Below are 14,201 nucleotides of genomic sequence, written 5' to 3'. Positions count from 1 at the left end.
CCAAGGTCATCAGCCGTCTCATGGAGAGCTACGGAATGTCTCGGCGGTAGCTACTTCACGTGCCCCGATCTGGTCTTGACTCGGAGACCAGGGGTTCAGGCCATGTTCTCAGCGGTCAAGGACTTGGTCGCCAATGGCGATCACGAAGTGTCCCTTCGGCGGGTCGAGTAACAGCAGCCCAGGAGCCGCCAGAAGTGGCGCTCTCTGAGCCACCAGGACGAGCGAGTCAGTAATAGGCAGAAGCCTCACCGGATCGTTTCCGGTAGGGCTTCTGGCACGTTTGACGGCAACGGTGACGGCAACGTCAGCGGACGAGGGGGACGTAGGCGTAGACGCCGGTGGTGACGCCGATGTGGGGTCTGTCAAACGGGCCGTGTAACCAGGTTGGTTGGGTTACTGGCGGGCCACTGAGAGCCTGCCGTCGAAGGTGATGTCGAAGGCGTTCAGCGCGGTCTTCCAGCGCAAGAACCGCGCCGCCTCGCGGCGCGAGCCAGCCGACGTTTCCGGCGGTGGGCGCCGAGGCTGTCTATCCGCGATCTGACGTTGGCTTGACGGTGCCGTCTGAGGGCGTGTCGGGTCTGGTGTAGAGGATCTCGCGGGCCTGTTCCGCGGCGCGGGTGATGCTCTCGCCGATGAAGTCGACGAAGCGGGCGATGTTCTCCAGGCGGGCGGCGGCCGGGGTGTGGCGGCCGAGGATGGCGACGCCCTGCCGTGCGGCCTCGGCGAGCTGGGCGTTGGCTCGGGCGCTGGCCAGCGTCGCCTGGTACCAGACGTCGCCGTCGGCGAGATAGCGCTCGCGGCGGCGCTCGTCGCGCTCCCGGCGCACGAGGCCCTGGCTTTCGAGGAACGTGATCGCTTTGGAGATGGATGCCGGGCTGACCTGGAGGTGCTGGGCGAGTTCGGACGCGGTGAGGCTGCCCGCGTCGGTGGTGAAGAGGCAGGTCAGCACCCGGGCCATCATCTTGGGCAGGCCCGATTGCATGAGGAGGGTGGTGAAGGTCTCCTCGTACTCGCGTACCGCCTCGGGGTCGCGTCCATGGGCCTGTGCGGGGGTGTGGGGTCCTGAGGGTGCGGTCTGCCGGCGTCGGTGGGTGCGGCGTTCGGTGGCGCGGTGGGCCAGGTCGGCGCGGTAGGCGGTGGGGCCGCCGTTGCGCATCACCTCACGCGTGATCGTCGAGGTGGGGCGGTCGAGACGCCTGGCGATCTCCGCGTAGGCGAGGCCGTCGGCCAGCCCCAGCGCGATCTGCTGACGGTCCTGCTGAGTGAGCCTGCCTCCCGGCATCGGAATCTCCTTCGTGCTCCGTGATGCCTCCAGCGTAGCGTTCACTCCCAATCCAATGCAACGATTCGGATGACTGACGTTGCGTTACCATCAGGCCGGTTGCAACGATATTTAGCTATCTACCTGCGCTAATACTAGCTGGATGCAACGAACTTGTTGCGCAGACATTGAACGCTACGTAGCGTTTCCTACACCGGAAACAACAGGCGCAGGAGGAGAGCATCATGCAGAAGTACGACACCCCCACCCCGATCTCCGCCGTCCTCGACATCCCCGCGGGACGCATCCAGGTCATCGCCGCCGACCGGGCCGACACCACGGTCGAGGTCCTGCCCGCGAACGCCTCGAAGGACCGCGACGTGAAGGCGGCGGAGCAGACCAAGGTCGAATACAGCGACGGCGTCCTGCAGATCGAGACCTCGGCGGCGAAGCACCAGATCCTCGGCCCCTCCGGATCCATCGAGGTGACCATCAAGCTGCCCGCCGGCTCCCGCATCGAGGCCAAGGCGGCCGGCGCCGAATTCCGGGCCGTCGGACGGCTTGGCGATGTCGCCTTCGACGGCGCGCACGGCGCGCACGGCGCGGCCAAGCTCGACGAGGCCGCGAGCGTCCGCCTCACCGCCCTCGCCGGTGACGTCTCGGTCGGCCGCCTCGGCGGCCCCGCGGAGATCAGCACCCTACAGGGCGACATCCACATCGCCGAGGCCGTGCGCGGCTCCGTCGTGCTGCGCACCCAGTCCGGCGACGTGACGGTCGTCGCCGCCCACGGGGTCTCCGCCTCCCTGGACGCCGGCACCGGCTACGGCCGGATCCACAACTCGCTCAAGAACACGGAAGGCACCGCCGACCTGAACATCCACGCGACCACCACCCACGGCGACATCACCGCCCGCAGCCTCTGACCCGCAGCGTCCAAAGGAGCACCCGTCATGACGAAGTACAGCACTTCCTCGACCAATTCGAAGTGGACCGGCATGGTGCCGGTCGACGACACGGCCCTGGCCGTCACCGACACCGGCGGTCCCGGTATCCCTGTGGTCTACCTCAACGGCCAGTTCGCCACTCAGGGGTACTGGCGGCGGGTCATCGCCGAACTGGGGGCCGGGTGGCGGCACATCACCTACGACGAGCGGGCTCGCGGCAAGAAATCGAAGCGTTCCGCGGACTACTCCTTCGAGGCCGCCGTCCGGGACGTCGATGCCGTTCTGGCGGCCAGGGGTGTGGACCGGGCGGTGCTGGTGGGCTGGTCCTACGGGGCGTTCGTCGGGGCGCACTGGGCCGGCCGGAATCCGGACCGTGCCCTGGGCGCGGTCCTGGTCGACGGCGCGTTCCCGTACGACTGGCTCGACGAGGCCATGGAGCAGCGGATCCGGAAGATGTTCCGGCGGATGAACTTGTTCATGCCGCTGCTGCGCCCGACGGGCCTGACCCCGCGGATGAACGCCGAACAGATGGCGAACAGCAACATCGAGCTCGGCAAGATCTCCCGCGAGCGCGAACTGGGCCCCGTGCTGGACAACATCACCGTCCCGGCGCGGTACGTGGTCGCTTCGGGGACGTCCCTCGGAAGCCGCGGAGATGAGCAGGAACGGATACGCACCAGCCTCGATGCGGTGACCGCACGCAACCCGAACATCAAAATCAGCGCGAAGGTCGCCAGCAACCACGGTGCGATCCTCAAGAAGGACTTCCGCGCCATCGCCGAGGCCGTACGCGAGGTCGCCGCCCTCGACCGCGCGGGGCACTGAAGACACAACCAGCGGACTGATGACAACTTCACGTCCTCGCGCCATCGTCATCGTCGTCCAGCTCGACCGCGTCCGGGTCGCGCAGGGGCCGCTGCCCTTCGCGCGGGACGGACGCGGTGAAGCTGTAGCGGCCGAGCACAGGCATGAACCTGACGGTGTGCTGTGCTCCCGCATGCGTCGCTGAAACACCTGGCCGTAGCGGGTCCGGCTGTGCCGTCGCTCGGCCATTCCAGGCGCCCTTCGGGGCCTTGCGACTTCGGCTCTGGACCATCCGGATGATTCATTGGCGCCATAGGGTGAACGATGGGATCGCGTGCCCCGAGCCGGCGGCTGCCAGTCGCTCGCGACCATACGTTGAGTCTTGTGTCGCTGAGCTACGCCTTTGTGAACCTGAAGCCCGGAGTGGGAAAGACGACCAGCGCAGTCTGGTTGGCCCACGCACTCCACGAGTCGGGCATCCCACCGCTGCTGGTCGACAGTGACCCCGCCTCCTCCGCGCTGCACTGGAGCGAATTGGCAGGTGGCTTTCCGTTTCCTGTGGTCGCTCTTCCGGTGGGCGACGTGCACCGGCGCGTGAACGACTTCCTGGGCGACCGGCAGGCCGTCGTATTCGACGCTCCGCAGTTGGAGGACCACGCGCACATCGCCCGGAGCATCATGAGGTACGCAAGCGAGTGGATCTTGCCGGTGGCTCCAGCTGCCATCGAGTTGGATCGCATGGCGCCCATCGGCGGTGAGATGGGCGACGTACAGTCCTTGCGCATCCAGCCGGCCCGCGCCGCCGTTCTGCTGAACCGAACGAATCGTGCCGACGCCACGCGTACCGGTCCCGACGCCGACGCCCGCGAAGCTCTCACCGAGCGGGGCTTCGACGTGTTGTCCACCCACATTCCGCGGCTCGACCTGTACGCCCAGTCATTCGGCAGTCCGGTCAAGGCGAAGGGCTCGGCGTACATGGACCTCGCAGACGAACTCATCAAGCGACAGGACAAAGCATGAATCAGCGCAAGGACACCTACCGAGCCGCATTGCAGCGCGGACCTGATGCCGCCGTACCGCGTCCCGTCAAGGTCACTGAGCTACACACCCGATACGTCCGGGTGACCATCGAGCTCGACACCGGCTTGCCGCGCGACCTCATGCGATGGGTAGGGTCACCGGTGTCCGCGATGGGGCAAGCCTGCGCCGCTGCACTGCGCCCCCTGAGAAGCGCGCGGTAAGCGACGTTGCGCGGTCGCGCGTGAACCGGCGTCCGCTCGCCCAGTGGCTCCACTGCGCCGGGAGATTTCGTTGGATGGCGGAGGCGCGGAGAAGTGCTTCCTGCTGACAGCGCGTCACAGCGTTGCAGCCAGTCGGTCCACCACAGTGTGCTGGCCGACTTCCGTGAGCGCCTCACCCGGGGGCGATCGCGCCGACCGCCTGCTCGATCTCGCGCTAGCCCGCCTCAAGAACGCCGTACTCGTACGTGAACGCACCACGCAGCGCACCGATTCCCCCCCCCCCAAGTGCTGACCGCGGTATGCGACTTGACCGGCTGGAGCTGATCACGTGCATTCAGTCCCCAGACCGAGGCCCTGCGGCGGGTCGTCGTGCAGAACTACTACCGCGATCGGGGGCCGCCTGCGCCGGCGCACCGACGAGGACGGCGGGCTGCCGCCTCGACAGCCGCGATCGTCTCCCCCTACACCATGGCCAGTTCGCCGGGCGGGTGGTGCCCGAGCGGGGTCATTCCGACCGTGCCGTTCCAGAGCACGGCCTGCAGGCATTCCTGGACGGCGCGCACCACCGGGCCCTCGCGAGGCGCGCCGCCGTTCCAGTACGACTGCCAGATCGGGTCGGTGCGGTCCGGGAACTGGAACCAGCGCCGGCCGACCAGGTCGGCCAGCCTCAGGTGGTCGTGGGCGACCAGTAGATCGTCGGTGCACGGCACCACGCCGACTGGATCGGCGGACAGTTGATGGGCCGTCAGACCGATCTTGGCGAACGGCGCGCGGGTCAGGGCGACGTCGATCAGTCCGGCGCGGGGCCCGCAGGTCGGATCGTTCAGGTCGGTCTCGGGGACGCGGACCTCGACACCCGGGTGCCGTCGGCGATACTCGGCGGCCAGCCGCGTCGCGCCCCGGTCGGAGCTGTCGCCCAGGATGCCGATGGTGATGGTCGCGGCGCCGGCCGCCGCGGCCACGCGTATGCGTACCCGGTCGGCCTCGTCGAGCAGGGTGTGTGCCTCGTCCAGCAGCGCCGCCCCGGCCGGGGCGAGGGTGACGCCTGCGGCGGAGCGGTGCAGCAGATCAGCGCCGACGTCGGCCTCCAACTGCTTGATCGCCCGGCTCAGCGGCGGCTGGCTCATGTGCAGCCGGGCGGCGGCCCGGCCGAAGTGGAGTTCCTCGGCGACGGCCACGAAATAGCGCAGCGTACGTAGCCCCGCTCCGTACTGCAACGATACCCACACGGCATCGAGTCGCCGAAATGGGTCTTGGACAGCCGCTGTGCCCGGGCAGTGAAATCGAAGCATGTCTGACGAACCGATGACCAGCGAACCGATGACCAGCGAACCGACGTCCGACCCCGCTGTATCGGTGGTCGGCCCGGGCGACGGCGAGACGATCACTCTGGGCACCACGCGGATGCGCTTCCTCGAAGACGGCAGCAACACGGGGCGCCGCCTGGGCATGGCCGAGTCCGTCCTCGCCCCGCACACGCCCGGACCGCCGCAGCACCGCCACGCCCAGCACGACGAGGGCTTCTACATCATCTCCGGTACGGTGCGGTTCACGGTGGGCGACAAGGTCCACGACGCGACCGCGGGCACGCTCGTGATGGTCCCGCCCGGGGCCCCACACACCTTCGCCAACGTGACCGACCATCCGGCCGTCATGCTCAGCACCTTCACGCCCGACCTGTATGTGCAGTACTTCCGGGACCTGCAGGACATCTTCGCCAGCGGCCGGGAACTGACCCCACAGGCGAGCATCCAGACGATGAGCCGCTACGCCACCGAGCCCGCCACCGACTTCGCCCAGAAACCGGAAGGATGACGCCGCCCGGCTGTCTGCCACCGGATCAGCGCAGCCGAGGCGGCTGCACTGATCCCCAAGCCCGGGTCACATGAATGTGGTCACTTACAGCAGGTGACAGTGGATGGGAATCGTCATGGCCGTCGCGTACTGGGTCGTCGCCGGCGCACTCGCGCTCCTCTACCTCTACGGGGGCGGAATCAAGGTGATCCAAACCCGTGAGCAGCTCCAGCCGATGATGGCCTGGGTGGACCGCACGCCGATGTCGGCCGTCAGGACCATCGGGGTGCTCGAGGTGCTTGGCGCGATCGGGCTGATCCTGCCGCCACTGCCCGGCATCGCACCCTGGCTGGCCCTGGCTGCGGCTATCGGGTTCTTGCTCCTGCAGATCGGCGCGATCACAGTCCACCTGAGCCGCGGAGACCGCCAACTCGCCCTCAACATCGCGCTCATTCTCGCCGCGGCCATGACCGTCTGGCTGGCCACCACATGGCTGTGACGTCGAGCCGTGCTCATGACCCGCGGATCGGGCTCGGGAGGACCTACCTTCTCGAGTGACCGCGCTGGACCGCCTTGGAACTCAAGTGCGCGCCACGGCTGGCCTGTCGCAAGACTCCGCGGTTTCGCGCTCACGTTCCCAGTAGGCCCGGGGCGAAGATGTCCTCGCTGGTCAGCAGGTGTCGGGACAGGCCCTGGTCGTAGTGGTAGCGCAGGAAGGTGTCCGTGGCCCTGCGGTTGGCTTGGAGGCCGTACGGCCACCAGTCCTCCCCGAGCAGGCGCCGGTTCTCGGCGAAGAGTTCACTGAACCAGGGGGTCATGACCGCCATGTGCTGCTTCGTCGCCCCCTCGCGGTACCGGCGTGCCGCGAGTTCCTTCGCCTCCGTGAAGGCGTGGTAGACGGCGGACAACACCTCCGGCTGGTCCAGGAGTTCACTGCGGACCGCTATGACGTGCATCGGTGGGAAGATGCCGGTGCGCTGGTAGTAGTCCCGCTCCACCGTCTCGTAGTCGGGGAACAACCGCGCCACCTTCGGTGATCCGTCGAGCAGCGCCTTGGGGACGTCGACCGAGACCAGTGCGTCGATCTCCCCCGTTTCGAGCATGTCCCCGAGCGTGGTGCCGTTCGGTGCGTGCCGGACGTCCACGTCAGCGGGTACCGGCTGCGGGATCCAGTCGAACGGGGGGAGGGGGTGGTTGGTGCCGCCGATGATCCACCGGCACTGATCGGGTGTGACGCCGTGCTCGTCGGCCAGGATGCCCTTTGGCCACACGCCTGCGTCGTGACCGTACAGCCCGAACTCGCCCACGGTCCTGCCCGCGAGATCCCGTGGTTCTTCGATGCCGCTGGCGGTGTTGACGAAGATGGCCGAGTGCCGGAAGTTCCGGTTCGGGAAGATCGGCAGCGCCATGAAGGGCGCGTTCTCGAGGTCGAACGTGCGCAAGAAGTAGGTCAGCCCCAGTTCCGCGACGTCGAAGTGCCCCTGCACCATGCGCTGAAAGATGTCCGACACGAGCGGCGCCGTCTCGAAGGTGGCGGTCACGCCTTCGATGCGCACGGCTCCGTCGAGGAGCGCCGCGGTGTGCTCGTACCGATAGATGCCGATCGTCAGGTCGGGACCGTTCATGGTCTCCATCCACTGTGTCCATTGTGTCCGTCGGGGTAAACGGCCTCGCCGCACTTCCGTGAATGATCGTTCACTTTGAGCGTAGGCCTGTACGATGCAGAGGTCAAGGTGAATGGTCATTCATCATGGGGAAGGTCGACCAATCGATGCCGCGGATCACCGAAGCCCGCCGTGAGGCGCGGCGCGCCGAGATCGTGGCGGCGGCGCGCCGCTGCTTCTCGCGCGACGGGTTCCACAAGACCTCAATGCCGGATATCGCGAAGGAGGCCGGCGTCTCCGTCGGGGCTCCTTACCGCTACTTCTCCGGCAAGGAGGAGATCATCCTGGAGCTGGCGGGAGACGCCTTCCGCCTGATCTTCGAGCCGGTCGAGCGGCTGGTGGGCGGTGCCGGGGTTCACGGGGTCGCCGATCTCGTATCCGCGTCTGTCGATCCTGCCGGCCGTGAAAGCGCCGTCGACGCAGCGGGCCGGCCCGTCCACGTCGACGAACTGCTCCGCTGCGCCGTTCAGGCATGGGGAGAGCTGCTCACCAACGAAGGTCTGCGCCGACGGGCCGTGGAGGGCTTCGAGGCGGTTCGGCGACGCATGGCCGAGGTGCTTCGTCGCGGCCAGGCCGCCGGAACAGTGCCGGCCGAGCTTGACGCCGAACGCGGCACCAGAGTCGTCATGGCACTGCTGCACGGCTTCGTGCTGCAACGCGTCGCCTTCGGACTTGACGACACCGAGGGCTTCGTCCAGGACATCCGGGCCGCGCTCACCGATGCGGGAGTGCACACCACACCCGCGACGAGAGGTAGCGGAGGGCGGGGCTGCCACGAAACAGCGCAGCGTACGTAGCTCTCTCACTGGCGGCGATCCCCACTCGGTATCGGCGACGCGCGACCGGTCTTGGGCGGCGTCAACGGCTCGGTGCTGCACTGGAACTGGTCGTTGCGCGATGCGTCACCGTGCGGCCTGGATCAGCCTTCGACCAGACGATCAGGATCGACTCCTTCCCCGGCGATCGCCATCGGGTGAACCATCATCAGACAAGCCAATTCGCAGGAGGCGTCAGAGTCGGAGAGGACACTCACCGCCGAGCAGATCGGTCATGTGTGGCACTTCGACGACCTGTCTCGGCAGTTACCCAACGACTGGTCCTTGATGCAGGACAAAGGGGACGGGCAAGGCGGCGGCGGTCAGCAGCATCCAGGTGTCCCGGGAGGGACGCCCCTGGCGCTGTCGGTGCGGTACGTGGTCCCAGACGAAGAGACCTTCCCAGCCGCCCTGTTCGGTGGCAGCCGCCACGGTCGCGACGTTACGGGGGTCGGCAAAGTCGCCGAAGTTGGGGATGTTGATGGAGAAGCGCATCCCAGGAGGTTGCGCAACCGGCCGTGACGGGGCAATCGGATTCCGGATCACGTGACCGTCGACAGGCAAGGTCTCCTGGAAGAGATTGCTTTCCTGTTGTGGCAGCCAGCCTGATCCAGTAGCGTCACCCAACGTGAACACCGGACCGGCGCTACGCCACACACAGATTGGCCACCCGGTGGAGGGCTGATCGCACGGCGGGTGCGGAGAACGCACCCCCTCAGTTCGGCACGCGGACCTCCCGGCACTCGCGCACCGCGAGTCCGCTTTCCGTGTCGAACAACAACGAGGTCAGCCGAATGACAGCCACGTTCAACCACACCATCATCGCTGCCAAGGACCGTAACGAGTCGGCTCGGTTCTTCCGAGAGTTGTTGGAGCTTTCAGAAGCACCGTCCTGGGGCCCGTTCACCAACATCCAGCTCTCCGACGGCGTGCTGCTTCAGTTCGCCGAGCCGCCGGTGGAGATCCAGATGCAGCATTACGCGTTCCTGCTCGACGACGAGCTGTTCGATCGCGCGCATCGGCGGCTGCGTGATCGCGGCATCGAGCACTGGGCCGATCCTCAGATGCAGCGCTCAGGCGAGATCAACAACGAGCACGGCGGTCGAGGAGTGTACTTCAAGGACCCTGCTGGTCACGCGATTGAGCTGATCACCCGCCCGTATCTGTAACCGAGGGAGGACCTGGTCGGGTGCCCGAAACCGTGTGCCCGACCAGGCGATCAACTGACCGAACCCCACTCTTCCCATGTCACGTCCGCTGGAGGCCGGCCTTGGCCGGCAGCTCGCGGCCCTCACGTGGGAAGGCGGTGAGGGCCGGCAGGTCGTGCTGGGCGGTGTCGAGGTGTCCGGCGGCTGTGGGGAACTTCGCCTCCAAGGCGTTGAGGACATGGGCCATTTGGGCTTGGACCGCGTCGGCGTCGGGATGTTCGAAGACCGTCCACAGCAGCGTGGCCACCCAGGGCTGGGCGGACTTGGGGACCTGGCTCAGAAGCTGTGTCTGAGGCTCGCATGACAAGCCGGAGCCGCTTCGGATGAGCCGTCTATGCTGACCTCCAGCAGAACAGGGGGAAGGGACAGTTGGTGGACTGGTTCTGGTGGGTTCTCATCATCTTCTGGACGGGTGGCTTCGCATGGGCAGCCGACAACGTCCGCACGGCGCTGCGCAATCGGCATGAGCGCAAGTTGCGATTGTTGGAGGCGGCGAAGCAGGAACGTTTGGCCGTCGAAGCGGCGCAGAAGCCGCCGGAGCCGGTGTGCGGATGCACGCACCATCTCGCCAAGCACGACAAGCAGGGCCGGTGCCACGAACGCGTCGAGGTGCCGACGGCTTGGGACGAGAACAAGAAACCGCTGCGTTACGAGGCTGGCCAGTGCAACTGCCAGCAATACGTAGGACCGCAGCCGCTGTCGCAGGTGTTCGCCGAGGAGCTGACGGACCGTGCCTGACCAGGACGGCCACCCCGCATAGGTTGGCCTGGTGAGGTCGGATCGTGGGAGCGGCGGAGGGGTCAGTCGCGGTGGGTGCGGTGGGCGCTCGTGGTGTACGTGATCGGCTTCCTTGCTGCTGGCTGTCGCCATTGCTGCCTGTATGCACGGACGCATTCGACCTGGTCTCGCCTTGCGCGATGAAGTTGGGCGCACAGAAGTCAGCGACCGAGGGGGTCGAGCCGCGCGAGTACCGGGTGTGGCTGAGGCCGGGGGACAGGTGCATCAGGTCGAAGGGGTCGACTATGACCAGGTCCCGAGGTGCCTGCTGCCCCGGGAGGCCCAGGACGGCCCCCCCGCCGACCGGTGGGCGTGGAAGATCCAGCGGACCCCGCCGCGCGGTGGGCGTCCCGGTGCGATCGTCGTGCACATCTGGGACTGCCCCAACGCGCCCGCCGGCGACCCGGAGGTGGACCTGTTCGAGGCCCTCGACGTGCTGCGGTCGACGGCCGGGGACCGCCTGCAAGGAATGCGACGCAGCCGTCGCCCTCGACCGGTTGCTGCAGCCCGACGCGAATGCGTTGTGGCGGCCCGTGCCGGGGATGACGGAGCGCCATATCTGGCTAGTTTCGAGGGCTTTGGTTCCCCAGTAGCGCCAGTAGAGTCCTGCTGGCATGCCCACATCGACTCAATGGGGGAGAAATGAGCGCTTCGGCGAAATTAGCTGGTGTGGCCGCGGCCGCGCTGACGGCGGGTCTCCTGGTGGCCGCACCGGCTTCTGCCGGGTCGGCGGGACCGGCCGCTACGTGCCCGGGCGGCTTCCACCCTTCGACCGGGGGTGGTGAGGCTGCGTGGACGATCGAGTGCGTGGGGAGCAGGGTCATCATCGACGGCTGGGTCCGAGACACGGAGGCCGACGGGAAGTGCGCCTACGTCAAGGCGTTTGCACCCTTCACCGACGGCACGAGCCGTAAGGAAGCAAAGGCGTGCCCGAAGGGCACGACCACGAAGTTCACCTGGCAGGCCAGCGGCACCGAGGTCAGGGCCTACCTGTACGTGGCATGAAGCCGCGCGTGCCTCCGGCGCTCGCGTCCGGTGGGATAGTTGCCCTCCTGCGTACAGGCAGGCTTCTCGCCCATCAGGAGTGAGGTATTCACTTGTCAACTCTGGGACGTGAGTCGAGACATCCGGTGATGAGCCCCGCCGCTCCGTGAGGCGGGGCTCACTCGCCCGTCGGTTCCCTTCGATGGCACCGTCATTGGGGGCTGAACTCTCTATTCTGGTGAGTCCTCCCAACGGATGGATGCCAGGGCCGACCCGTTTCCTATCCGACCCCGGTGTCTCCCGTTCGGGGTCACCGTCGCCCTGCCGTCGGCGGGCCAGGTGCCCAATGGCGACCATCGCACCAAGCAGCAACCCGACCGAGCAGACCAGGCAGACCGCGAGTCCGGCGAGCCCCAGCAGGCCGTATCCCGTCAGGTGTCGCCAGGATGTCGTTCAACGAGCCGCATGTCGTCGGTGCCCCGGTACTTCCACGAGGATCGCTCCGTGGCTCCCTCCGGTATCACTGAAAGCTCTTGGAGTGCGGCGCCCATCCGCCCTGCTTGACGATGACGATCTGGTCGTGGCCTCTGAGGCGGGGGAGGTGGCGAGTCGGCGGCGGGGGCTGTGGCCGGTGAGACGGATCTCGATCCCGGCGCGCTGGCCGGCGCGCGTGATGACGTCGCCGATGGCCTCCGGCTTGAGGCCGCCTTCAGGACGCTGTGCCAACGGGAGTGCAGTCCGCGGAAGGCGTGGCCGTCCGGATCGTCGAGTCCGGCGGCGTCCTTCCAGGCCCGCCAGGTCCGGACCGGGCAGATGGTGGGGCGGGAGCCGTAGCGAACGGGCACGGTGCGTGGGCGGACCGGCGGACCTTGGACACGCGCAGGTCGGCGACGAGGCCGCCGGGGTCGTCTGGCGGTCTTCTGAGATCCGAAACGGGGTGACCCGGGCGGATCTGACGCTCCGTCCGGCCACAAAGGCGCGACGCAAGACACCAATCTCCGGTCACGGTGTTCTGCGGCCCATGTGGGACATCGGGAACCTCTCACCCGCCGGAGGGGCTTCGGTGAGCATTGCGCGACTCTGTGTCGAGGACATGCCTTTCCTGGAGCCCGGCGGCCGGGCCACTGTCCGCCTCGTTCCCCTCACCCCCTCTCACTGGACGCACATCAAAACCGGCCAGCGGATCAGCATGCACGAGGACCGGACCGTGGCCGGCACCGTAGTCGTGCTGGAGGTTCACCTCCCTGCCACCGCCATGCCTACGAGATGACGCCGACTGCCCCGACATCTCACTGGTGCAGATATCTCCGTACTTGGGGGAGCACTCACAGGAGTACGTCGACACCCGTCACCATCGTCGCTCTGCTGGCCACCCCCGAAGCCGCAAGGCCATCAGTCCCCAACAACATCCCGGAAATCGTGCCCCTGCGACGAACGCTGTGATCACCGCCTGACCGCCACTGATCACCGGGCCCGCCGACCCGACGGTCGGCGGGCCCCCGTGGGAGGTGATCAGGTTCGGCTGGCTGCGCTGAGGTCCTCACCCGACGTGGCGTCGCGAACCATACGCAGGTTCGGCAGCCTTCCCCGCCAAAGTTCCCGGTCGCCGGTGATCTTGAATCCGTAACGCTGATAGAAGCGGATCGCGCGCTCGTTGTATTCAGTGACCCACAGGCGCATGCCTGCGCTTCCCGCCCAGGCCAGGAACTCGCTCATCATCCGGCCCCCGACGCCCTGGCCCTGAACATCGTCCAACAGATACATCGGCCCGAGCGTGACCGCCTCGTCCCGGCGCCCGCAAAGGAACCCAACGATCCCCGTCTCTCCGCGGGCGACACGACAGAACAGCAGGTCGGGGCGTTGCTCAGCCGCCTCGATGAACTCCCGCCACTGAGCGACGCCCTCAGCACGGGCCGACGAACCACGGTGCTCGTGAATCCAGGCCGCATCGATCCCTGCTTCCTCATTGGGATACGTCTGCAGCCACACCCGCAGCAGCAGAGAGCCCAAAGCCGCGGCTTCATCGACATGAGGGACGTCAATCACATGGGTCACGAAACCCATTTTCGATGTGAACCCCGTGCGCTGCGACAAGGCGTTGCAGAATTGGACCGCGTCGCACCAGGAGACGCCCTCGACGGGCAGATGGTCCCCATGCGCGGTACGTGGACGCTCGCCGGTTACGTGCGCGTACAGCACCTGGGTGATGGGGTACGTCGCAAGCTGGTAGGGGTCCAGCTCGACCGCCCAACTCCGCTGCGTCCGCCGGTCCGACAGTGTGACCTGCTTGCCCAGCGCACCGCAGTACTGGGGAGCAACCCCGTCCGACATCCTTCCGTCCTTGGGGAACGACACGTCATCGGCCGCCCACGCCTCCGGGCCGCCGACCTGCGGCACCAGCCACTCGGCGATCCGCCGACGCACCGGCACCGGATCCCACATGGACTGATTCACGAACTGCTGCAGGTTCCGCTCATTGCCGTCCGGCAAGTGCGAGGCCATGGGCCTGGATGGACTTGCGGCGGCCGTCCGTCATCAGTCCCCGCAGATAGCAGTCGCCCTTGGCCAGCTGGTCCTTGTGCGGCACCGAGGCGAACACATCCGCCATGAATAACGCCAACGTCGCCCGAACACGGTGCACTTCATGTGCGTCCACACACGCACCGTGCCCCTGAACAAGGTCGACACACAGACCTAACGGAGTCCTAC

Annotated in this window: 13 protein-coding genes and 5 pseudogenes; 10 read left to right on the top strand and 8 right to left on the bottom strand. The window is 67.1% G+C overall.

Features of this window, described 5'->3' with window-relative positions:
- Positions 1–526: 526 nt before the first annotated feature.
- Complete coding sequence (locus tag ASC56_RS08620) at positions 527–1,282, bottom strand: helix-turn-helix domain-containing protein (RefSeq protein ID WP_055490676.1); 756 nt, start codon at positions 1,280–1,282, stop codon at positions 527–529.
- Between the two features lie 224 nt (positions 1,283–1,506).
- On the opposite strand from ASC56_RS08620, the gene ASC56_RS08615 reads away from it, so the two are divergent.
- The 3 genes from ASC56_RS08615 to ASC56_RS08605 all read left to right on the top strand — a co-directional run bounded on the left by ASC56_RS08615 (position 1,507) and on the right by ASC56_RS08605 (position 4,029).
- Complete coding sequence (locus ASC56_RS08615) at positions 1,507–2,184, top strand: DUF4097 family beta strand repeat-containing protein (RefSeq protein ID WP_055490675.1); 678 nt, start codon at positions 1,507–1,509, stop codon at positions 2,182–2,184.
- A gap of 27 nt (positions 2,185–2,211) precedes the next feature.
- Positions 2,212–3,030 carry an alpha/beta fold hydrolase gene (locus ASC56_RS08610; protein ID WP_055490674.1) on the top strand — a complete coding sequence of 273 codons (819 nt, stop codon included), beginning with the start codon at positions 2,212–2,214 and terminating at the stop codon, positions 3,028–3,030.
- Positions 3,031–3,393: 363 nt separating this feature from the next.
- Complete coding sequence (locus tag ASC56_RS08605; protein WP_063784938.1) at positions 3,394–4,029, top strand: ParA family protein; 636 nt, start codon at positions 3,394–3,396, stop codon at positions 4,027–4,029.
- 682 nt (positions 4,030–4,711) lie between these two features.
- On the opposite strand, the gene ASC56_RS08600 is transcribed toward ASC56_RS08605, so the two are convergent.
- On the bottom strand, positions 4,712–5,428 hold the full coding sequence (locus ASC56_RS08600; protein WP_234376885.1) for a LysR family transcriptional regulator: 717 nt from the start codon (positions 5,426–5,428) through the stop codon (positions 4,712–4,714).
- Positions 5,429–5,540: 112 nt separating this feature from the next.
- Between ASC56_RS08600 and ASC56_RS08595 the strand changes: the two genes are divergently transcribed.
- On the top strand, positions 5,541–6,065 hold the full coding sequence (locus tag ASC56_RS08595; RefSeq protein ID WP_107309213.1) for a cupin domain-containing protein: 525 nt from the start codon (positions 5,541–5,543) through the stop codon (positions 6,063–6,065).
- Between the two features lie 115 nt (positions 6,066–6,180).
- Positions 6,181–6,543: a DoxX family protein gene (locus ASC56_RS08590; protein ID WP_055491036.1), complete on the top strand. Its 363-nt coding sequence runs from the start codon at positions 6,181–6,183 to the stop codon at positions 6,541–6,543.
- Positions 6,544–6,673: 130 nt separating this feature from the next.
- On the opposite strand, the gene ASC56_RS08585 is transcribed toward ASC56_RS08590, so the two are convergent.
- The gene (locus tag ASC56_RS08585) at positions 6,674–7,678 is read right to left on the bottom strand and encodes a 4,5-dihydroxyphthalate decarboxylase (RefSeq protein ID WP_234376884.1); all 1,005 of its coding nucleotides are present in this window, start codon (positions 7,676–7,678) and stop codon (positions 6,674–6,676) included.
- 137 nt (positions 7,679–7,815) lie between these two features.
- Here ASC56_RS08585 and ASC56_RS08580 point away from each other — a divergent pair, with 137 nt between their 5' ends.
- Positions 7,816–8,505: a TetR/AcrR family transcriptional regulator gene (locus ASC56_RS08580; RefSeq protein ID WP_055491034.1), complete on the top strand. Its 690-nt coding sequence runs from the start codon at positions 7,816–7,818 to the stop codon at positions 8,503–8,505.
- A gap of 327 nt (positions 8,506–8,832) precedes the next feature.
- On the opposite strand, the pseudogene ASC56_RS08575 reads toward ASC56_RS08580, so the two are convergent.
- Positions 8,833–9,018: pseudogene (locus ASC56_RS08575) on the bottom strand (LLM class flavin-dependent oxidoreductase); the annotation flags it as partial.
- A 299-nt stretch (positions 9,019–9,317) separates the two neighbouring features.
- Here ASC56_RS08575 and ASC56_RS08570 point away from each other — a divergent pair.
- Complete coding sequence (locus ASC56_RS08570; protein WP_055490672.1) at positions 9,318–9,692, top strand: VOC family protein; 375 nt, start codon at positions 9,318–9,320, stop codon at positions 9,690–9,692.
- Between the two features lie 79 nt (positions 9,693–9,771).
- Here ASC56_RS08570 and ASC56_RS08565 read toward each other — a convergent pair whose 3' ends face one another.
- On the bottom strand, positions 9,772–10,038 hold the full coding sequence (locus ASC56_RS08565) for a transposase (protein WP_234376883.1): 267 nt from the start codon (positions 10,036–10,038) through the stop codon (positions 9,772–9,774).
- 65 nt (positions 10,039–10,103) lie between these two features.
- Between ASC56_RS08565 and ASC56_RS08560 the strand changes: the two genes are divergently transcribed.
- The 3 genes and pseudogenes from ASC56_RS08560 to ASC56_RS43065 all read left to right on the top strand — a co-directional run.
- Entirely contained in the window at positions 10,104–10,469 is a 366-nt protein-coding gene (locus ASC56_RS08560) for a hypothetical protein (protein WP_055490670.1), read from the top strand.
- Positions 10,470–11,315: 846 nt separating this feature from the next.
- Positions 11,316–11,513, top strand: coding sequence for a hypothetical protein (locus tag ASC56_RS37720; RefSeq protein WP_055490669.1), 198 nt, complete (start codon positions 11,316–11,318; stop codon positions 11,511–11,513).
- Positions 11,514–12,387: 874 nt separating this feature from the next.
- Positions 12,388–12,762 (top strand): annotated as a pseudogene (locus tag ASC56_RS43065) (hypothetical protein); the annotation flags it as partial.
- Between the two features lie 242 nt (positions 12,763–13,004).
- Here the strand turns inward: ASC56_RS43065 and ASC56_RS37710 are convergent.
- From ASC56_RS37710 to ASC56_RS08540, 3 pseudogenes are all read right to left on the bottom strand, one after another.
- Positions 13,005–13,394: pseudogene (locus tag ASC56_RS37710) on the bottom strand (GNAT family N-acetyltransferase); the annotation flags it as partial.
- A gap of 168 nt (positions 13,395–13,562) precedes the next feature.
- Positions 13,563–13,769, bottom strand: a pseudogene (locus tag ASC56_RS41700) (SUMF1/EgtB/PvdO family nonheme iron enzyme); the annotation flags it as partial.
- Between the two features lie 6 nt (positions 13,770–13,775).
- Positions 13,776–14,148 (bottom strand): annotated as a pseudogene (locus tag ASC56_RS08540) (transposase); the annotation flags it as partial.
- Positions 14,149–14,201: the final 53 nt, after the last annotated feature.

The sequence above is a fragment of the Streptomyces sp. TP-A0356 genome (assembly GCF_001417775.1).
In the GTDB taxonomy this organism is placed as follows: Bacteria; Actinomycetota; Actinomycetes; order Streptomycetales; family Streptomycetaceae; genus Streptomyces.
Note: the sequence above shows the minus strand (reverse complement) of the source record. Positions and strands in the feature narration are given on the sequence as shown.